The sequence below is a fragment of the Luteimonas sp. FCS-9 genome (assembly GCF_001014645.1).
Classification (GTDB): Bacteria; Pseudomonadota; Gammaproteobacteria; order Xanthomonadales; family Xanthomonadaceae; genus Luteimonas.
On record NZ_LASZ01000016.1, the window covers coordinates 1 to 20075 of the forward strand.

Annotated in this window: 18 protein-coding genes and 1 pseudogene; 8 read left to right on the forward strand and 11 right to left on the reverse strand. The window is 73.5% G+C overall.

The annotated features are described in order from the left end of the window. A partial coding sequence (locus WQ56_RS13045; protein ID WP_047137568.1) for a hypothetical protein occupies window positions 1–661 on the reverse strand: 661 nt, incomplete at its 3' end. Window positions 662–751: 90 nt separating this feature from the next. Continuing rightward, on the reverse strand, window positions 752–1270 hold the full coding sequence (locus WQ56_RS13050) for an MgtC/SapB family protein (RefSeq protein WP_047136131.1): 519 nt from the start codon (window positions 1268–1270) through the stop codon (window positions 752–754). Between the two features lie 243 nt (window positions 1271–1513). On the opposite strand from WQ56_RS13050, the gene WQ56_RS13055 reads away from it, so the two are divergent. Next, window positions 1514–2629, forward strand: a complete 1116-nt coding sequence (locus WQ56_RS13055) for an alkene reductase (RefSeq protein ID WP_047137569.1) — start codon at window positions 1514–1516, stop codon at window positions 2627–2629. A 96-nt stretch (window positions 2630–2725) separates the two neighbouring features. Here the strand turns inward: WQ56_RS13055 and WQ56_RS13060 are convergent, their stop codons facing one another. The 6 genes from WQ56_RS13060 to hutU form a co-directional block, all read right to left on the reverse strand. Further along, a complete protein-coding gene (locus WQ56_RS13060) occupies window positions 2726–3094 on the reverse strand; it encodes a hypothetical protein (RefSeq protein WP_047137570.1) in 369 nt (122 codons plus the stop codon). A 71-nt stretch (window positions 3095–3165) separates the two neighbouring features. Continuing rightward, window positions 3166–4539, reverse strand: coding sequence for an MFS transporter (locus tag WQ56_RS13065; protein ID WP_047137571.1), 1374 nt, complete (start codon window positions 4537–4539; stop codon window positions 3166–3168). A gap of 102 nt (window positions 4540–4641) precedes the next feature. Continuing rightward, the gene (locus tag WQ56_RS13070; protein ID WP_047137572.1) at window positions 4642–5619 is read right to left on the reverse strand and encodes a hypothetical protein; all 978 of its coding nucleotides are present in this window, start codon (window positions 5617–5619) and stop codon (window positions 4642–4644) included. 160 nt (window positions 5620–5779) lie between these two features. Further along, window positions 5780–6244, reverse strand: coding sequence for a peptide-methionine (R)-S-oxide reductase MsrB (gene msrB, locus WQ56_RS13075; RefSeq protein ID WP_047137573.1), 465 nt, complete (start codon window positions 6242–6244; stop codon window positions 5780–5782). A gap of 111 nt (window positions 6245–6355) precedes the next feature. Further along, the gene (locus WQ56_RS13080) at window positions 6356–8068 is read right to left on the reverse strand and encodes a leucine-rich repeat domain-containing protein (protein ID WP_197076490.1); all 1713 of its coding nucleotides are present in this window, start codon (window positions 8066–8068) and stop codon (window positions 6356–6358) included. 82 nt (window positions 8069–8150) lie between these two features. Beyond that, window positions 8151–9824 carry a urocanate hydratase gene (gene hutU / locus WQ56_RS13085; protein ID WP_047137575.1) on the reverse strand — a complete coding sequence of 558 codons (1674 nt, stop codon included), beginning with the start codon at window positions 9822–9824 and terminating at the stop codon, window positions 8151–8153. A gap of 107 nt (window positions 9825–9931) precedes the next feature. Between hutU and WQ56_RS13090 the strand changes: the two genes are divergently transcribed. Further along, window positions 9932–10693, forward strand: a complete 762-nt coding sequence (locus WQ56_RS13090) for a ThuA domain-containing protein (protein WP_082132406.1) — start codon at window positions 9932–9934, stop codon at window positions 10691–10693. A gap of 61 nt (window positions 10694–10754) precedes the next feature. On the opposite strand, the gene WQ56_RS13095 is transcribed toward WQ56_RS13090, so the two are convergent. Next, window positions 10755–11072, reverse strand: coding sequence for a hypothetical protein (locus tag WQ56_RS13095; protein WP_156170540.1), 318 nt, complete (start codon window positions 11070–11072; stop codon window positions 10755–10757). Between the two features lie 208 nt (window positions 11073–11280). Between WQ56_RS13095 and WQ56_RS13100 the strand changes: the two genes are divergently transcribed. The 3 genes from WQ56_RS13100 (at window position 11281) to WQ56_RS18170 (ending at window position 14688) form a co-directional block, all read left to right on the forward strand. Next, window positions 11281–12558, forward strand: a complete 1278-nt coding sequence (locus WQ56_RS13100; protein WP_082132407.1) for an ectonucleotide pyrophosphatase/phosphodiesterase — start codon at window positions 11281–11283, stop codon at window positions 12556–12558. Window positions 12559–12634: 76 nt separating this feature from the next. Next, window positions 12635–14155 (forward strand): AlkA N-terminal domain-containing protein, encoded by a 1521-nt coding sequence (locus tag WQ56_RS13105; protein ID WP_047137577.1) that lies wholly within the window; start codon window positions 12635–12637, stop codon window positions 14153–14155. Next, a complete protein-coding gene (locus WQ56_RS18170; protein ID WP_082132408.1) occupies window positions 14152–14688 on the forward strand; it encodes a methylated-DNA--[protein]-cysteine S-methyltransferase in 537 nt (178 codons plus the stop codon). Before WQ56_RS13105 ends, WQ56_RS18170 begins: the two co-directional genes overlap by 4 nt. Before the next feature lie 45 nt (window positions 14689–14733). Here the strand turns inward: WQ56_RS18170 and ubiM are convergent. Together ubiM and WQ56_RS13115 are read right to left on the reverse strand one after the other, a co-directional pair. Beyond that, a pseudogene (ubiM, locus tag WQ56_RS13110) lies at window positions 14734–15909 on the reverse strand (5-demethoxyubiquinol-8 5-hydroxylase UbiM); the annotation flags it as partial. A 98-nt stretch (window positions 15910–16007) separates the two neighbouring features. Beyond that, window positions 16008–17255, reverse strand: coding sequence for a formimidoylglutamate deiminase (locus tag WQ56_RS13115; protein ID WP_047137578.1), 1248 nt, complete (start codon window positions 17253–17255; stop codon window positions 16008–16010). 59 nt (window positions 17256–17314) lie between these two features. Between WQ56_RS13115 and WQ56_RS13120 the strand changes: the two genes are divergently transcribed. Genes WQ56_RS13120 through WQ56_RS13130 form a run of 3 tightly spaced genes read left to right on the forward strand, consistent with a single transcriptional unit; the run spans window position 17315 to window position 20002 of the window. After that, entirely contained in the window at window positions 17315–17545 is a 231-nt protein-coding gene (locus tag WQ56_RS13120) for a hypothetical protein (protein WP_047137579.1), read from the forward strand. Next, window positions 17532–18755: an imidazolonepropionase gene (hutI, locus tag WQ56_RS13125; RefSeq protein WP_047137580.1), complete on the forward strand. Its 1224-nt coding sequence runs from the start codon at window positions 17532–17534 to the stop codon at window positions 18753–18755. The genes WQ56_RS13120 and hutI overlap by 14 nt, the downstream gene beginning before the upstream one ends. Before the next feature lie 23 nt (window positions 18756–18778). After that, window positions 18779–20002 carry a dipeptidase gene (locus WQ56_RS13130; protein WP_047137581.1) on the forward strand — a complete coding sequence of 408 codons (1224 nt, stop codon included), beginning with the start codon at window positions 18779–18781 and terminating at the stop codon, window positions 20000–20002. Window positions 20003–20075 lie beyond the last annotated feature (73 nt).

Sequence of the window (20075 nt, forward strand, 5' to 3'; positions counted from 1 at the left end):
CCAGTTCGCCGGCGAGCGTGTCGTCCCAGGCCCGGTCGGCGTGGCGCGAGCGGGCGTAGGCGCCGTAGCGGTAGGCCGGCTGATAGTCCTCGTAGGTGTCGTCCGCACTGCGGTACGGCGCGTTCTCGAAGGCCTCGGCATGGTAGGCGTCGCTGCGTCCGTAGAGGTCGTAGGTGCGATCGGTGCGCTCCCACGCGTCGCGGACGGCCGGCTGCGCATCCTCCCATTCCAGCTTGGACTCGGCCTTGGCCGATTCCCAGTCGCGGCGCAGCTGCGCTTCCGACTCGTCCCAGCCGCGGGTCCGGTCGGCCTCGCGCGCCTGCAGGCCGAAGCCATAGGCCGGCGCATAGTCGCGATCGTAGTCGTGCTCGGGCTTGACGTACGGCCGGTCGCGGTGCGCCTCGCGCCAGTACTCGACCTCGCCGGTCGGGTCGATCCGCTCGGCCACGCCCTTGCCGATCGCCGCACCGGCGACCACGCCCACGGCCGCGCCGATCAGCGTGCCCACCGGGCCGAAGATCGTGCCCGCCGCCGCGCCGGCCGCCACGCCGCCCGCAGTGCCGCCCACGCCGACGCCGACCGGGTGTGCGCCCGGAGCCTTGGTGATCGGGTCGCGGTTGAGGTCGCGGCCGCCGTCGCGGATCTCGTCTTGCTTGGTCATCTGCCTGCTCCGTTGGTGGAAGGTGCCGCCACCGTGCGGGGACCGGCATGAAGCCGCCGTGGGGGAATCGGGAATGCGCGGTCGCGGCGTTCAGGTGTCGCCGCCGGACAGGTCCCTGGCCTGCCCGGCCGCCGGGCGCGGGCGCGGGCGCTGCAGCTTCGGCAGTGCACCGACGACCAGCAGCGCGACGATCGTGGTGACGAGCGCCACCATCTCCTGTCCCATGCCGGCCGCCATGCCGATCGCGGCGGTCATCCACACGCCGGCCGCGGTGGTGAGCCCTTCGATGCGCTCGTCCTTGTCCAGCTTGAGGATCGCGCCGGCCCCCAGGAAACCGATGCCCGAAACGATGCCCTGCATCACGCGGGTCACGTCGGCGCCCTCGATCTCGGCCAGCAGCGGCGCGAGCACGAACAGCGCCGACCCGATCGACACCAGGATGTGGGTCTTCAGACCCGCGGCGCGGCCCTTGTGCTCGCGCTCCCAGCCGACCATGCCGCCCAGCAGCGCCGCGACCAGCACACGGACCACGATCGTGGTCAGCGTGTCGGGATCGGGCAGCGCCAGTTCGCGCGCGACCGCATCGGCGATCTGGTCGAACGCGCTCATCGCGCTCCCCCGGCGTCTGCGGACGGGCTGACGTGGACGGGCGGGATCGGCATCGGGCAACTCCATGGTTGGACGTGCGCAGGACGCTAGCGCGCCGCGGGTCTGGCCTCGGTGACGGCGCGCGGCGAGGCCTGCGCATGGACCGGGCGGAACGATGCGTCCCGGCCGGCGGCGCGGCGCGCGCCTTGAAAGCCCGCGTCGCGCGCGTCAGATCGGGACCTCGTTCCCGTCCGGAGATCCGCGATGCCCACCCTGTTCGATCCGCTGACCGTCGGCGCCCTCGCCCTGCCCAACCGGGTCGTGATGGCACCGCTGACCCGTAACCGCGCCCCCCGGGCGATCCCGCAGCCGCGCACCGCGCTGTACTACGCGCAGCGCGCGAGCGCCGGCCTGCTGATCTCCGAGGCCACCGCGATCAGCCACCAGGGCCAGGGCTACGCCGACGTGCCGGGGCTGTATGCGCCCGAGCAGCTCGAGGGCTGGCGCCGGGTCACCGAGGCCGTGCATGCGGCCGGCGGCCGGATCGTCGTGCAGCTGTGGCACGTGGGCCGGATCTCGCATACCGACCTGCAGCCCGACGGCCAGGCGCCGGTGGCACCGTCGGCGATCCGCGCCGCGAGCAAGACCTACCTCGTCGACGCGTCCGGCGAGGGCCGCTTCGTCGAGACCTCCGAGCCGCGCGCGCTCGATGCCGCTGAACTGCCGGGCATCGTCGACGACTACCGGCGCGCCGCACGCGCGGCGATCGACGCCGGGTTCGACGGCGTCGAGGTGCACGCCGCCAACGGCTACCTGATCGACCAGTTCCTGCGCAGCGGCAGCAACCACCGCGACGACGCGTACGGCGGCGCCATCGCGCACCGCGCCCGCTTCCTCGAGGAAGTGATGGCGGCCGTCGTCGAGGAGATCGGCGGCGACCGCACCGGCATCCGCATCTCGCCGGTCACCCCGGCCAACGATGCGCACGATCCCGAGCCCCAGCCGCTGTTCGAGCACGTCGCCCGCCGCCTCGGACCGATGGGCCTGGCGTTCGTGCACGTCGTCGAGGGCGCCACCGGCGGCGACCGCGACCACCGCCAGGGCGAGGCGGCGTTCGACTACGCGGCGCTGCGACAGGCCTACGCCGAGGCCGGCGGCCGTGGCGCGTGGATCGTCAACAACGGCTACGACCGCGCGATGGCGCAGGCCGCGATCAAGAGCGGCCGCGCCGACGCGGTCGCGTTCGGCCGCGCCTTCATCGCCAACCCCGACCTGGTGCGGCGCCTGCGCGAAGACGCCCCGCTCAATCCGCCCGACCAGGCCACGTTCTACGGCGGCGGCGACCACGGCTATACCGACTATCCCGCGCTCGCCGGCTGACCGCCGCGCGCGGTCACGATCCCCATGATGCAGGACGGGGACGGCCATCGCCGTCCCCGTCGTCGTTTGCCGCGTGGCCGGATCGGCCGACCCGGCTCAGTCCACGCAGATCGTCGATGCCACGCCGTCGCGCACCCGCTGCTGGCAGCCGAACGGGTTGGTGTCGACGCTGCACTGGCCGCCGACCTGCGCACCGTCGACCGTGCCTTCCGGCGCCAGGCACTGGCCTTGGCACTGCTGGCTGTCGGTACAGGCCTTGCCGGCATCGGCGGTCTGCAGCAGGCATTGCGGGACCGGCGTCCGGCCCAGCTGCGTCCACTGCCCGCCGCGCTGCAGGCATTCGGCCTCGTTGGTCACCGAGGCCACGCCCGGGCCCGCCTTGGGCTGGACGGTCTCGCGCTCGGCCGGGGCGCTGCAGGCGGCCAGCAGGGCGATGAGCAGGACGGGAGCGATACGCTTGAACATGGGCGGACTCTCGCGAAGCGAAGGGACTGCGAGTCTAGGACCGGCGATGTGAATCCGGCTGCAGGGCGTCTTCAGCGCGGGCGCTGCCCGCGGTTGCGCATGGCCTCGGCGTCGTCGAGCCAGTTCTCGCCGCGGTTCTTGAGGAAGAACACATAGACCACCAGCGACACCGCGGTCACCGAAGTCGCGTAGATCACGAACGTGGCGACCTGGTCGGCCTTGAGCGCGGCCTGGTAGAGCACCGGCGCGGTGCCGCCGAAGGCCGAGTTGGCCAGCGCGTAGCCCAGGCCCACGCCCAGCGCGCGCACGTGCGTGGGGAACAGCTCGGCCTTCACCACCGCGTTGATCGACGTGTAGCCGGTCAGGATCACGAAGCCGATGCCCAGGATCACGAACGCCGACAGCGCGTCGGTCTGCTGCGGCAGCGCGGTCACCAGGTACCAGGTGTAGAGCACGCCGCCGATGCCGAAGAACACCAGCAGGGTCTTGCGGCCGATGATGTCCGACAGCCAGCCGCCGACCGGCTGCAGCAGCATCAGGAACGTCAGCAGCGCCAAGTTGATCCAGGTCCCGGTGATCGCGTCGCCGCCGGCGAATGCGGTCTGGATCATCTTCGGCCCGTTGACCGAGTAGGTGTAGAACGCGATCGTGCCGCCCGCGGTCACCAGGAAGCACAGCAGCAGCGGGCGCCACTGGTTGACGAACAGCTCGCGCAGCGAGCCCGACGCGCGCGCGCCGCCGGTCTTCGCCGCCTCGATCGACTCGGTCTCCAGCGATTCGTCCATCGTGCGCCGCAGCCAGAACACCACGATCGCCGCGACGCCGCCCAGGCCGAACGCCAGGCGCCAGCCCCACTCGGAGATCTGCGCGGTGTCGAGCGTGAGCAGCATCGCCAGCAGCGTCGCCTGCGCCAGCACGTGGCCGCCGACCAGCGTCACGTAGTGGAACGACGACAGGAAGCCGCGGCGGCCGGGAATCGCGGCCTCGGACATGTAGGTCGCGCTGGCGCCGTACTCGCCGCCGGTCGCGAAGCCCTGCACCAGGCGGGCGAGCAGCAGGATGATCGGCGCGGCGATGCCGATGGTCGCCACGGTCGGGGTCACCGCGATGACGAACGAGCAGCCGGCCATCATCGACACCGAGACCGTCAGCGCCAGGCGCCGGCCGTAGCGGTCGGCGAAGCGACCGAAGTACCAGGCGCCGATCGGGCGCATCAGGAAGGTCATCGCGAAGATGCCCCACACGTACAACGTGGCGTTCTTGTCCTCGGGCGAGAAGAACTGCGACTCGAAGTACGCGGCGAACACCGAGTAGACGTAGACGTCGAACCATTCGACGAGGTTGCCGGCCGATCCCTTCAGGGTGTTCGACACCGACCGGCGCAGGCTGGCGGGACGGGTCGCACTGGGTCCGACGGGGGAAGCGGCGTGGCTCGAAGCACTCATACAGGCGGCCTGCGGGGGCGGGGGTTCGCGAGTATAGGTCCCGGGCCCCCGGTCGGCGTCGTCAATAGCGAAGACGTGTTAGTCGGCGGCGACCGCAGGCGCTCAGGCGAGCGGCAGGGGCGCGTGGGCCCGCGCGAGCGCATCGTGCAGGTCCATCACCCGGCCGGCCTTCGGATCGATCGCGGCATCGCCGAGCGTGCGCAGGTAGCGGCAGGCGGCGAAGCCCTGCGACCGGCGTGCGTAGGCGTCGATCCACGCCAGCCGCTCGGGCAACCGCGCGTGCTCGCGCGACCAGGCCGCGCTGCGCGGCCGGATGTGCTCGACGATGCCGATGCGCCACGGCTTGGGACTGACGCGCGCGCGGAAGCAGTGCTGCAGCCGGCACAGCGACGAGTACAGCCGGTCGGCCTGCAGCGCCTGGAACAGCAGGGCGACGTCGGGCTCGCACGGCGAGAACGTCCGGTGCAGCACCAGCACGCGCAGGCCGGCCGGGGTCCGGTAGACGCGCAGGTGCCAGTCGGGATGCGCCTGGGCGAACGCCTCGATGCGGGCCAGCGCGCCGCCCTCCGGGCCGCCGCCACGCGCGAATGCGCGTCGCCTGACCGCCAGCGAGACCGCATTCGCCAGAAACAGCGCAACGAACGCCGCGAGCGCGGCCGGCAGCGGGTCGACGAACGCGATGCCGACCACGAACGCCGCGCCCCAGACCGCCGCGCCGGCGACCAGCGACAGCGCGCAGCCCGACGGCCGCGGCTCGAAGTCGACGTCGGCGAACAGCACGTCCGGCGTGTTGAGGCACAGTGCGCCGTAGCTGTTGCGGGTGATCACCGCATCGCCGACGCGCTCGACGATCTCCTCGCGGATCGGCACGCCATTGAAGCCGTAGTTGGTCAGGCGTTCGCGCAGTGGCCGCGACTCGCCGGCGAGTACGGCGTCGAACGCCTCCTGCACGCGCGCCTCGGCATGTGCCTGCGCCTGTGCCTGGCCCTCGTCCGACCAGCCGAAGCGGCGGACGGTGACGCGGTGTCCTGCATGCCGGCCGTGCCGGCGGGCCTCCGCCCAGTACTCGGGAACGATCACCGAGGCGCCCCTTGTCCTCCCCTGACGAGCGCCGATTGTGACGCACGTCGCAGCGGCCGGCCACGGGTCCGCCGAACGCGGCGACGAACGGTCGCGCGCCCCCAGGAACGACCGCATTCAGCCTGCGCGTGGCGTCCGCCCCGGTCCGGGGCGTCCGGCCTCAGGCCGGTGCGGCCTCCGCACCACCGCGCGCCAGCGGGTCGGGCAGCGGCTGGCCGGCGTCGACGAACGCCAGCGACACCGAATTGAGGCAGTGCCGCTCGTACGTCGGCGGCGGCCCGTCCGGGAACACGTGGCCCAGATGGCTGCCGCAGCGCGCGCAGACCTCCTCGACGCGGATCATGCCGTGGCTGGTGTCGCGGATACGGCCGATGTGCGATTCGTCGAACGGCGCGAAGAAGCTCGGCCAGCCGGTGCCCGAATCGAACTTGGCGCTGGAGCGGAACAACGGCAGGCCGCACAGCCGGCAGCAGTACGTGCCCTCGCGCTTGTTGTCGAGGAACACGCCGCAGAACGGGGCCTCTGTGCCGTGCTGCAGCAGCACGCGGCGCTCGTCGGCGGACAGGCCGGCCTCCAGCGCGGCACGCGCCTCGGGACTGGGCGGGCGAAGATCGAACGAGGACACGGCATGCTCCGGGGGGCGACCGACAACAAGCTGGCGATGCCCGGACCGCATTGCAAGGCCCGACGGTCTGCCGCGTGCGTCCCGCGCGTGAACGCGCCGCGGCTGCGCTGGCTACCTGGTGCGCAGGTCGAGCCCGCCGTCCACCAGCGCCGACAGCACCTCCACGTTCTCGACCGGCGACTTCGCCAGCCGCAACGTCCGCAGGCCATGCATCCCGCGCAGCGGCGCCACGTCGCGCACGCGCGTCTCCTCCATCGTCAACCAGCGCAGCCGCGGCAGCCCCGCGAGAACGGAGACGTCGTCGACGGGGGTGCGCGACAGGTCGAGCGTCTCCAGCCTGCGCAACGGGGCGAGCGTGGCCATGTCGTCGAACGCGGTGCTGGTCAGGTCCAGCGTCTCGAGCGCCGTCAGTTCCGCGATGACCGAGAAATCGGTCGCCGACGTTCCACGCAGGCCCAGGTCGAACAGCCGGGCGTGACCGGCCAGCGCCGAGAGATCGGCGACCGGCGCGTTGGTCAGCGACAGCCGCTCGAGCCTGCGCAGGCCGGCCACCGGCGCGAGCGCGGCGACCCGGGTGTCGTGCAGGTGCAGCACGCGCAGGGCCGGCATCCGCGCAACCGCGTCGATGCGCTCCACCCGGGTCGACCCGAGCCCCAGTTCCTCGAGCCGCCGCATGCCCGCCAGCGGCGCCAGGTCGACGATCGTGCTGCCGCCGAGCCTGAGCTCGGTCAGGCCGGTCAGCCCGGCCAAGGGCCGATAGTCCGCGGCCTGGCTGCTGGTCAGCACCAGGGACCGGAGCGTCGTTAGCCCGGCCAGCGGCGCGATGTCGGTGAACGGATTGCCGTTGAGGACGAGGCTTTCGAGCGCGGGCAGCCCTGCGATCGGCGACAGGTCGTCGATCGCGTTGTTGCCCAGATCCAGCGTCGCGAGCGCGGGCTTGTCGCGCAGGAAGCCGAGGTCGCGCACGCCCGCGCTGGCGAAGTGGAGCAGGCGCAGCTCACGAAGCGTCGCCAGCGGCGACAGATCGCCGATCTCGGTCTCCGACAGCGTCAGCACGCGCAGGTCCGGCAACGTGGCGAGCACCGCGATGTCGCGCACGCGGCTGCCCGACAGGTACAGCGTCCGCAGGCGCGGCAGCCCCGACAGCGCGTCGATGCCGGCGACCCGCGTGCGGTGCAGGTTGAGCGTCTCCAGCGCCCGCAGCGTCGAGAGCGGGCCGATGTCCTGCACCGCCGTCTCGTACAGGCTGAGCGTGCGAAGCGCCCGCAGCGCCGCCAGCGGCGCGACGTCCACCACGCCCGAGCCGGTGAGATCGATCGACGCGAGCCCGTCCCAGGCCGCCAGCGCCGACACGTCGCGCAACTGCGGCAGGTGCATGAGGTCGAGCGTACTGCCATCGAACGCGCCGTTGAGCGCGACGATGTCGGCAGCGGCCAGCTCCGGATTGTCGGCGGCCAGGCCCGCGGCCAGTCGCGCCAGCGTCGCGTCGGGCGCCGACGGCAGGCCGCACCGCGGCTGCACGGTCTGCTCGTGGACGTAGCCGCTGCGCAGCGTGCGGCCGCTTCCGGCGATCACGCTCACGCTGTAATAGCCGTGGCCCTCCGGGGTATGGAAGACGTCCTCGACCCGCAGGCGAGTTCCGTTGGGCATCCGCGCCGTCGACGGATACCGGCTCGCGCTCGGCCCGTTGCGCAGGTGGGTGTACGGGCTGGCGGCATTGCAGACCTGGGCCGACGTGCCGCGCTCGAGCGGCGCCGCCATGGCCGCCGGCACGAGCCCCAACAGTGATGCCGCGCAGGCGGCCAGGCGATGGATTCGTTGCATTGCGATGTCTCCCCTGCCCTGTCCCCGTTTCCCCGGATCGCCGCACATTGCGTCGGCGCCACGCCTTCCCTGCGCCCCGGCGCTAGGCCAGCATCGGCAGGTCGAGCCCCTGCGCCTTCGCGCACCCCACAGCGATGTCGTAACCGGCATCCGCATGCCGCATCACGCCGGTCGCGGGGTCGTTCCACAGGACGCGCTCGATGCGCCGGTCGGCGGCCTCGCTGCCGTCGCAGACGATCACCACGCCCGAGTGCTGCGAGTAGCCCATGCCGACGCCGCCGCCGTGGTGCAGCGACACCCAGGTCGCCCCGCCGGCGACGTTGAGCATCGCGTTGAGCAGCGGCCAGTCGCTGACCGCGTCGCTGCCGTCGGCCATTGCCTCGGTCTCGCGGTTCGGGGAGGCGACCGAGCCCGAGTCGAGGTGGTCGCGACCGATCACGATCGGCGCCTTCAGCTCGCCGGTGCGCACCATCTCGTTGAACGCCAGGCCCAGCTTGTGGCGCAGGCCCAGCCCGACCCAGCAGATCCGCGCCGGCAGGCCCTGGAAGGCGATGCGCTCGGCGGCCATGTCGAGCCAGCGATGCAGGTGCGGGTCGTCCGGAATCAGCGCCTTGACCTTGGCGTCGGTCCGGGCGATGTCCTCCGGGTCGCCGCTCAGCGCGACCCAGCGGAACGGGCCGATGCCGCGGCAGAACAGCGGCCGCACGTAGGCGGGCACGAAACCGGGAAAATCGAAGGCGTTCCCCAGCCCCTCGTCCTTCGCCATCTGGCGGATGTTGTTGCCGTAGTCGACGGTCGGGATGCCCTGCGCATGGAACGCCAGCATCGCTTCGACGTGCACGCGCATCGAGGCCTTGGCGGCGTCGCGCACCGCACCGGGATTGGCGGCCTGCTCGGCCAGCCAGCGTTCGACCGTCCAGCCAATCGGCAGGTAGCCGTGCACGGGATCGTGCGCACTCGTCTGGTCGGTCACGCAGTCCGGGCGCACGCCGCGCCGCGCCAGTTCGGGCAGCACCTGCGCCGCGTTGCCGAGCAGCGCGATCGATTTCGCCTCCCCGGCGCGCGTGTACCGTTCGATGCGCGCCAGGGCGTCGTCGAGGTCGTCCGCCTGCTCGTCGACATAGCGTGTCTTGAGGCGGAAATCGATGCGGCTCTGCTGGCACTCGATGGTGAGCGAACACGCACCGGCCAGCGATGCCGCCAGCGGCTGCGCCCCGCCCATGCCGCCCAGGCCCGCAGTCAGGATCCATCGGCCCGTCAGGTCGCCGCCGTAGTGCTGGCGGCCCATCTCGACGAAGGTCTCGTATGTGCCCTGCACGATGCCCTGGCTGCCGATGTAGATCCACGAACCGGCGGTCATCTGGCCGTACATCGCCAGACCCTTGCGATCGAGCTCGTGGAAGTGCTCCCACGTCGCCCAGTGCGGGACGAGGTTGGAATTGGCGATCAGCACGCGCGGCGCATCGGCATGCGTGCGGAACACGCCGACCGGCTTGCCCGACTGCACCAGCAGGGTTTCGTCATCGCCCAGCGTCTTCAGCGATTCGAGAATCGCGTCGTAGCACGCCCAGTCGCGGGCGGCGCGGCCGATGCCGCCGTAGACGACCAGATCCTCCGGCCGCTCGGCGACGTCGGGATCGAGGTTGTTCTGCAGCATCCGGAACGGCGCCTCGGTGAGCCACGACCGGCAGGTCAGTTCGCTGCCGCGGGGCGCGCGGATCGTGCGGGACGGGTCGTGGCGCGAGGCGTCGGTCATGGGCGGCGTCCGGTCGGGGCGATGCGCCGATTATTGCACCGGCGCGCGGGCCGGCCTGATGCGCTGCGGCGTGAGCGCGGCGGGCGCGGGCGGCTATGCTCGCGCGCATGCGCCCCGCCCTGCTCGCCATCGCCGCCCTGCTCGCCGCGTCCGCATCCACGTCCGTGGATGCATCGCCGTCGCCCACCGCATCCGCCGTCGACGCGGCCGCGCCGCGCGTGCTGGTGTTCACCCGCACCGCGGGCTTCCGCCACGACGCGATCCCGACGACGATCGAAACGCTGCGCGCGCTCGGTGTGCAGGCCGGGGTCGCGATCGAGGCGAGCGAGGACCCGGCGCGCTTCGACGACGCGACGCTGGCCGGCTACCGCGCAGTCGTGTTCGCGCACACCACGCGCGAGGTGCTCGATGCCGCGCAGCAGGCCGCCTTCGAGCGTTACGTCGGCGCGGGCGGCGGCTACCTGGGCATCCACGCCGCCGCCGACAGCGGCTACACCTGGCCGTGGTACGGCGAGCTCGTCGGCGCCTGGTTCGCGCGCCACCCCGAAGGCCTGCAGGCGGTGCGCGTGGTGTTCGAACAGGACCATGCACCGCTCGGCCGGCGCGACTGGCAGGCCGTCGACGAGATCTACGACTACCGCCGCAATCCGCGCGCCGGCGTGCGCGTGCTCGCGTCGGTCGACCCCGCCTCGCACCCGGCCGGCCGGATGGGCGACGACCACCCGATCGCGTGGTGCCATACGCGCGCCGGCGGCCGCGCCTGGTACACCGGGCTCGGCCACGATCCTGCGCTGTACGCCGATCCGGTGTTCCGCGCGCACCTGCTGCAGGGCCTGCGCTGGACGACCGGGCAGACCGACGACTGCTGAGCCTGGATAGGGAAACGCCCGGGCATGCCGGGCGTTCCAGGGGCGTGCAGGACGGTCGCGCTCAGAACACCGACGGGTCCAGACGGCGCAGCGCGTCCTTGACGTCGACCGAGCCGGTGCTCTCGATGTCGCTGCGGGTGTAGACCCGGCCACCGCCATTGACGCATTCCTGCTCCGCGCGCTTGGAGCGCGCATTGCGCGCCGCGGTCACGCGCGAGCCGGTCTCGCGGATGCAGAAGCGGTCCGACGGGCTCGCGCGCTGGCCGCGCTCGCGGATCGCCTCTTCTTCTTCCTCCTGCTGCTGGGCCTGGGCGGGATGCGACACCGCGCCGAGCGCCAGGCCGGCGAGCATCGCCGCCATCCACCATCTGCTGTTCATCGCGCACCTCCCGGGTGCCGGTCGTCGAGTGCCGCACGATACGCCGACCGTGGTGCGCCGTGGTCTGCGCGGGCTGAACGTTCAGGTTCACGGGGCCGAGGGAAACGGGGCTGGCGTCGCGTCGCGCGCGGGTGGGCGGCCCGGCCCCGGGCGTGGTAACGCGTGCCGCTGTCGCCGATGCGTCATCCGCGCTCGCTATCCTATGCGGATGTCCGATGCCCTTCGTGTGCGCCCGACGGCGCCGTTCGCCCGCGTCCATCTCCTCGTCTGCACCCTGCTCCTGCTCGCCGGCTGCGCCACCGGCGCCGCGCCGCCCGCCGCCGGCGAGCCACCGCCCACGTTGCTGCTGATCTCGCTCGACGGCGCCCGCCCGGACTACCTGGGCCGGGGCGAGACGCCGCATCTCGACGCGCTCGCGCGCGAGGGCGTGCACGGCTGGATGCGCCCCGCGTACCCGTCGCTGACGTTTCCCAACCACTACACGCTGGTCACCGGCCTGCGGCCCGACCGCCATGGCATCGTGCACAACACGATGCACGACGCCGCGCTCGGCGACTTCAAGCTGTCCGACCGCGCGGCGGTCGAGAACGCGGCGTGGTGGAACGACGGCGAGCCGTTGTGGGTGACGGCCGAGAACGCCGGCCTGCCGACCGCGACGCTGTCGTGGCCCGGCAGCGAGGCGCCGGTGCGCGGCGTGCGCCCGACGCGCTGGCTGCCGTTCGATGCGACCCGTCCGCTCGACGCGCGCGTGGACACCGTGCTCGGCTGGCTCTCCGAGCCCGATGCCACCCGCCCGCGGCTGGCGACGCTGTACTTCGAGCACATCGATTCGGCCGGCCACGCCCATGGCCCCAATGCGCCGCAGGTGCATCGCGCGCTGCGCGACATCGACGCGGCGATCGGGCGCCTGGTCGCCGGCCTGCGCGCGCGCGGGCTGCTCGAGCGCACGAACATCGTCGTCGTCTCCGACCACGGCATGGCCGAGGTCGCGCCCGGGCACGCGGTCGCGGTCGAGGACATGGTCTCGATGGAGGAGGCGCGCGTGGTCTCGATCGGCCAGGTCGTGGGCATCGCGCCCAATCCCGGCCACGAGGACGCGGTCGCCGCCCGCCTGCTCGGCGCGCACGCACAGTACGACTGCTGGCGCAAGGAGGCGCTGCCGGCGCGCTGGGCCTACGGTCGCCATCCGCGCGTGCCGCCGATCGTGTGCCAGATGCACGAGGGCTGGGACGCGCTGCCGCGCGAGGTCGTGGCCACGCGCGAGGCGCGTCCGCGCGGCTCGCACGGCTTCGATCCCGCGCTGGAGTCGATGCGTGCGCTGTTCGTCGCGCGCGGCCCGGCGTTCCGCAGCGGCGTCGCGCTCGACGGCTTCGACAACGTCGACGTGTACCCGCTGCTGGCGCGGCTGCTCGGCGTGGCGCCGGCCGAGCACGACGGCGACGCGGCGACGCTGTTGCCCGCGCTGCGGACCGACGATCCCCGCTGACCGGCCGCGGCGCGCGCGCCGCATTGGTGTCCGAAAACGGCCAGTCCGGCACCGGACGCGGTGCTAGCCTGCGGGCATGACCTCGGCTGCCGCCCTGCCCGATCCCACCGTCTGCGAACAGGCGCGCCTGAGCCGCGACGCGCGCTTCGACGGGCTGTTCTTCACCGCGGTGCGCACCACCGGCATCTACTGCCGCCCGGTCTGCCCGGCGCCGCCGCCACGGCCCGGCAACGTGACCTACTACCCCACGGCCGCCGCGGCGCAGGCCGACGGCTTCCGGCCGTGCCTGCGCTGCCGGCCCGAGCTCTCGCCCGGCGACGGGCGCTGGCACCGCGGCGACGACGTCGTGGCGCGCGCGCTGGCGCTGATCGACCGCGGCGCGCTCGACGACGCGCCGCTGGCGTCGCTGGCCGCGCAACTGCACGTGGGCGAACGCCAGCTGCGGCGGCTGTTCGTCGAGCGGCTGGGCGCGGCACCGATCGGCGTGCGCGGCACGCGCCGCCTGCTGTTCGCCAAGCAGTTGCTGACCGAGACCGCGCTGCCGGTCACCCAGGTCGCCATGGCCGCGGGCTTCGCCAGCCTGCGCCGGTTCAACGCAGCGTTCCTCGAGGCCTACCGCATGGCGCCGCGCGACCTGCGCCGCCAGCCGTCCCCGCCGGTCGCCGGCGATGCGCTGGTGCTGCGGCTCGGCTACCGGCCGCCGTACGACTTCGCCGCGATGCTGGACTTCCTGCGCGGTCGCGCGCTGCCCGGCATCGAACGCATCGACGAGACCGGCTACACCCGCGTGGTCGGCGACGCGTCCGCGGCGGGCCGGCTGCGCGTCTCGCATTGGCCGGCGACGGCGGCCGGTCCGGCGCACGCGTTGCGGCTGGAACTGCACGGCATCGCGCCCGCGCGACTGCAGGGCACGGTGCGGCGCGTGCGGCGGATGTTCGATCTCGACGCCGAGCCGACCGCGATCGCCGCGCACCTGGCGCAGGATCCGCGGCTGGCGCCGCTGCTGCGCGCCCGGCCGGGCCTGCGCCTGCCCAGCGGCTGGGACGGTTTCGAGATCGCGGTCCGTGCGGTGATCGGCCAGCAGGTCAGCGTGGCCGCCGCGCGCACGCTGACCGCGCGGCTGTCGCAGCGCTTCGGCAGCCCGTTGCCCGAGGCGCTGGCCGCGCAGGGCTTCGACCGGCTGTTCCCCACGCCCGAGGCGCTGGTCGACGGCGACTTCGACGGCCTCGGCCTGATTGGCAGCCGCATCGCGACGATCCGCGCGATCGCCGCCGCCCTGCTCGAAGGCCGTGTGGATTTCGACCCGGCGCGCACGCTCGACGAGACGGTCGCCCGCTGGACCGCACTGCCCGGCATCGGGCCGTGGACCGCGCAGTACATCGCGCTGCGCGCGCTCGGCCATCCCGACGCGTTCCCCGCGCAGGACCTCGTATTGCAGAAAGCCGTGACCGCCGACGGCAGCCGCCTCGACGCCCAGGCACTGCAGGCGCGCGCGCAAGCCTGGCGGCCGTGGCGCGGCTACGCGGTCTTCCACCTGTGGCGCGACGCCGCGCTGGCCACGCCGCCCGCCGCCTGCCGATCCCGGAGCCCTCGATGACCGCCCCGCCCGTCTTCACCGCCGCGCTCGACACCCCGATCGGCCCGCTGCGGCTCGCCGCATCCGATGCCGGCCTGCACGCGATCGACTTCCCGCAGGCCCGGCCGCCCGCCCGGGGACGCGAGCGCTGGCAGGCCGGCGATCATGCGCTGCTGCGCGAGGCCGCGGCGCAGCTGCGCGCCTATTTCGACCGCCGCCTGCGGGCCTTCGACCTGCCGCTGGCCGCCGACGGCACCGCGTTCCAGCGCGAGGTCTGGCAGGCGCTCGCGCGCATTCCCTACGGCACCACGGTCAGCTACGTCGCACTGGCGCGCGGCCTGGGCCGACCGACCGCCAGCCGCGCGGTCGGGGCCGCGAACGGGCGCAACCCGATCCCGATCGTCGTGCCCTGCCATCGCGTGATCGGCGCCAGCGGCGCGCTGACCGGCTTCGCCGGCGGCGTGCCGACGAAGCGGTTCCTGCTCGATCTGGAAGGCGCGCTGCCGGCGGCCGGCGGCCTGTTCGCCCCGCCCATGGCCGCACCGCCCGCGTAGCCGGGCGCGCGCGGGAGCCGCCGGTCCCGCGACCGCCCAGCGCAGCGCGGGCCGCTCCTGCGTGAGGTGCGCGGCGATCAGCCGCCGGAACGGCGTGAGCCGCTGGGCGATGCGCAGCGTCGCACTGCGCACCAGCCGCGCGGGCGCGCGGTCGTCGGTGTAGAGGCTGGCGACGATGCCGGTCGCGGCGAACAGCGGCCAGGTCGCGGCGCGATGCTGGCGCTGGAAGCGCGCGAGCACCGGCCCGCCCGCGAAATCTCGGCCCGCGTCCTGCGCGCGTCGGATGCCGTCGGCCAGGCGTTCGGCGCCCTGCAGGCCGAGGTTGAAGCCGTGCGCGGTGACCGGATGCATGCCCACGGCCGCATCGCCGATCAGCGCCGCGCGCCCGGCGACGAAGCGGTCGGCATAGACGCCGACCAGCGGGTAGACGTGGCGGGTGCCGACCGTGGTCATCGCGCCGAGCCGGTCGCGGAAACGGCGCTGCATGTCGGCCGCGAACGCCGCGTCGTCCATCGCCTCGACCTCGGCCATCGCCTGCGGCGGCAGCGTCAGCACCACCGAGGCGCGGCCTTCGTCGAGCGGCAGCAGCGCCATCGTCTGGCCATGGTCGAACCACTCCCAGGCGACGTGGTCGTGCGGGCGCTCGTGCGCGACGCGGCACACCAGCATGCGCTTGCCGAAGTCGCGCATGCGCGCGCCGATCCCGAGCATGCGGCGCACGTCCGAGAACCGGCTGTCGGCGGCGACCAGCAACCGCGCCGACACCGTCGCGCCGCCGTCGAGCGCGACCTCGACGCCGTCGCCGCGATGCGCGACGCCACGTACGGACGCGTCGCAGACCAGTTCGACGCCGTCGAGCCCCGCCACGGCGTCGAACGCCGCCTGGCGGATCAGGTGGTTGGGCACCAGCCAGCCGAGCTGGCGGCCGCGGCCGTCGTCGGCGGTGATCGTCAGCCCGGTCTCGGCGCCGCCGTTGAGGATGCGGGCATCGCGCAGGTCGAAGACCTGCGCCGGGTCGATCCGCGACCACAGGCCCAGCGCCTCCATGATCCGCCGCGACGCATGGGTCAGCGCGATCTCGCGGCCGTCGAACGCCGGCGCGGCGATCGCCTCGCGCGACTGGCGCTCGATCAGCGCGATCTTCAGCCCGGTGCCGGCCAGCGCGCGGGCGAAGCACAGCCCGACCGGCCCGGCCCCGACGATGGCGATGTCGACCTGCATGCGCACGACTCCAGCAACGAAAGGAGGCCCGCAGGATACCGAGCCCCGCCCGTGCCGGGCGTTGACCTGAATCAAGCGGCGGCGACGCCGCCCGGCCTTCACTGCGCGAGCAGCCGGCGCATCGCCCCGGCATGGCCATGCGCGGCCTGCGCGTGCAGCCGATGCCGGCCGTCGACGACCAGTCGCTCGCCGCCGACCTCGACCTCGCGCACCAGCGGCCGGTTGCCGGCGAACAGCCAGCGGTCGGCGACGTCGGCGGGCGTGGCGCCGGCAAGCAGCGGCGCGTCGGCGTCGAGCACGATCGCGTCGTCGGCCTCGGCGAAGCCGGTCGATGCCGCGGCGCTGGCCCACACGCCGGCGAGCAGCGTCGCGCCGACGCTCGGCGACGCAGGGCCGACCGCGACGTTGCGCCGATGCCCGACCAGCCGCTGGCCGTACTCCAGCCAGCGCAGTTCCTCGACCGGCGATACCGAGGCGTGCGAATCCGAGCCGATGCCCCAGGCGCCGCCGGCATCGAGGTAGGCGCGCAGCGGGAACAGGCCGTCGCCGAGATTGGCCTCGGTCGTCGGGCACAGCGCGACGGTCGCGCCGCTCGCCGCGATGCCGGCGATCTCGCCCGCGTCGAGGTGGGTCGCGTGCACCAGCGTCCAGCGCGCGTCGACCGGCGCGTGGTCGAGCAGCCACGCCACGGGCCGCGCGCCGCGCACCGCGACGCAGCCGTCGACCTCGGCGACCTGTTCGGCGATGTGGATGTGCACGCGCGCATCGCGCGGCAGCGCGGCGAGCACGGCGTCCATCGCGTCGGCCGGCACCGCGCGCAGGCTGTGCAGCGCGCAGCCCACCCGCAGGCCTGCGCCCTGGCGCGCGTGCAGGTCGGAGAACAGCCGCAGATAGCCGTCGACGTCGTGGCCGAAGCGCCGTTGCCGCGCGTCCAGGGCCCGCCCGTCGAAGCCGCCGGCCATGTACAGCACCGGCAGCAGCGTCAGCCGGATGCCGGTCGCCTCGGCCGCCTCGATCAGCGCGTCGGCCATCGCAGACGCGGGCGCATAGGGCCGGCCGTCGGGCGCGTGGTGCAGGTAGTGGAACTCGCAGACCGTGGTGTAGCCGGCCTCGAGCATCTCGACGTAGAGCTGCGTGGCGACCGCGCGCAGCGCGTCCGGATCGAAGCGCGCAGCCATCCGGTACATCGTCTCGCGCCAGGTCCAGAACGAGTCGGCCGGATCGGTCTGCATCTCGGCCAGGCCCGCCATCGCCCGCTGGAACGCGTGCGAATGCAGGTTCGCGATGCCCGGCAGGCGCCAGCCCGCGGAGGTGCGCTGGATCGGGACCGTCGGGGCGTCTGGCATCGTGGGACTCCGGAAAACGAGTACGGTAGGCTAGCCTGTCCGCCGGGGTGGGACACCGCATGCACGATTTCTGGATCGGCCAATTGGCTTCTTTCCTCACCGTGGGCCTTGCCGGTATCGCGTTGCTGGCCGGGCTGTGCATCTGGCTGCACAGCCACCTGGCGCGGAAGCGCGCCCCCTCGACCGACGGCGGAACGGGAACCGAGGGCGCGGTCCTGCCCGGCCATGCCGGCAGCGACGCCTGCGTGGGAGGCGGCGGCGACTGCGGAGGCGGCGATGGCGGCGACTGACCGCTGGGACGGGCTGATCGTCGGCCCGACGCTGGTCACGCTGGCTGGCGACGCCGGCTACGGCCTGGTCGAGGACGGCGCGCTGGGCTGGCGCGACGGCACGATCGTGCACGTGGGCACGCGCGCCGCGCTGCCCGCGCAGGCCGAGCGGCTCGCCGATCGCGTGATCGAGACCCGCAGCCTGGTCACGCCCGGCCTCGTCGACTGCCACACCCACCTGGTGTTCGGCGGCGACCGAGCCGCCGAATTCGAGCAGCGGCTGCAAGGCGCCAGCTACGAGGCGATCGCACGCAGCGGCGGCGGCATCGTCTCGACCGTGCGCGCGACCCGCGACGCCGACGAGGACGCACTGCTCGCGCAGTCGCTGCCACGCGCCCGCGCGCTGCTGGCCGACGGCGCCACGACGCTGGAGATCAAGTCCGGCTACGGTCTCGATTTCGCGCACGAACGCAAGATGCTGCGCGTCGCCCGGCGCATCGGACAGACGCTGGGCGTCACCGTGCGCACGACGTTCCTCGGCGCGCATGCGCTGCCGCCCGAGTACGCCGGGCGCGGCGACGCCTACATCGATGCGGTCTGCGGCTGGCTGCCGCGCCTGCACGAGGAAGGCCTGGTGGATGCCGTGGACGCGTTCGCCGAGCGCATCGCGTTCGATGCCGCGCAGACGCGCCGGGTGTTCGAGGTCGCGCGCGCGCTCGGCCTGCCGGTCAAGCTGCACGCCGACCAGCTCAGCGACGGCGACGGCGCCGCGCTGGTCGCCGCGTTCGGCGGCCTGTCGGCCGACCACGTCGAGCACACGTCCGAGGCCGGCGTGGCCGCGATGGCGGCCGCCGGCACGGTCGCGGTGCTGCTGCCCGGCGCATTCCACGTGCTGCGCGAGACCCGGCTGCCGCCGCTCGACGCGTTCCGCGCGGCCGGCGTGCCGATGGCGGTCGCGACCGACTGCAATCCCGGCACGTCGCCGCTGCTGTCGCTGCGCCAGGCGATGCAGCTGGCGGTCACCCATTTCCGGCTCACGCCCGAGGAGGCGCTGCGCGGCGCCACCGTGCATGCGGCCCGTGCGCTGGGACTGGCCGACCGCGGGCGGCTCGCGCCGGGCCAGCGCGCCGACTTCGCATGCTGGCGCCTCGCGCAGCCGGCCGAACTGGTCTACTGGCTCGGCGGCCCGTTGCTCGACATGGCGTTCGCCGGCGGCCACCGCCTGCCCTGACACCCGACAAGGACCCCGATCGCATGCGCCTGCTTCCGCTCGCCCTCGCCCCGCTGCTGGCCGTCGCGGCCGCCCAGACCCACGCCCAGACCGACGAGGCCGACGAGGCCGCGCACGCCCTCGCGCAGGACGCCGTCATCGTCGACACCCACATCGACGCGCCCGGCGTGCTGCTCGAACGCTGGGCGGACCTGGGCGACGCCGCGACCGACCGCGAGTTCGACTACCCGCGCGCACGGGCCGGCGGGCTGGACGTCGCCTTCATGTCGATCTACACCTCGGCCGCGCAGGACGCCGCCGGCACCGCACGCGAGATCGCGCACCGGCAGATCGACGCGATCGAGGCGCTGACCGCCCGCCATCCCGGGCGCTTCGCGCTCCTGCGTTCGCCGCGCGACGTCGACCGCCTGCGCATCGCGCCGGACGGCACCGCGCGCGTGCTGCTGCCGCTGGGCATGGAGAATGCCGCGCCGATCGGCGACGACCTGTCGCAGCTGTCGGCGTTCTTCGATCGCGGCGTGCGCTACGTCACGCTCGCGCACAGCGCGGCCAACCGCGTCGCCGATTCGTCCTACGGCAGCAAACGCCGCTGGAACGGTCTGAGCCCGTTCGGGCGGCAAGTCGTTGCCGAGATGAACCGGCTGGGGATCATGGTCGACGTCTCGCACGTCTCCGACGCCGCGGCCGAGCAGGCGATCGCGCTGAGCACGGTCCCGGTGATCGCCAGCCACTCCGCGTTCCGCCACTTCACCCCCGGTTTCGAGCGCAACATCAGCGACGCGCTCGCCCGCGCGATCGCCGCCAGGGGCGGCGTGGTCCAGATCCCGTTCGGCACCGCGTTCGTCGATCCGCAGGCCGCCGCCGACACCCAGGCCTGGTTCCGCGCGGTCGATGCCTTCGACGCGCGCAACGCCGAGCGCGTCGCCGCCGGGCAGCCACCGCTCGATGCCGCCGCGTTCGAGCGCGACTGGGCCGCGGCGCATCCCGCGCGCGAGACGCCGATCGAATCGGTGCTGCAGCAGATCGACCACGGCGTGCGCCTGCTCGGCGTCGACCACGTGGGCATCGGTTCGGACTTCGACGGCGTCGACGGCGCACTGGCGCAGGGCCTGCGCGACGTGTCCGCCTTCCCCAACCTCGTCGCCGGGCTGCAGGCGCGCGGCTACGCCGACGCCGACATCCGCAAGATCCTCGGCGGCAACCTGTTGCGGGTCTGGGCCGAAGTCGAGGCCGGTGCCGGACGCTGAGCCGGGCGCGCGCGGCCCGTGAAACGCGAAGACCCCGCCGGGGCGGGGTCTTCGGAAAGAACCGGCGTCGCCG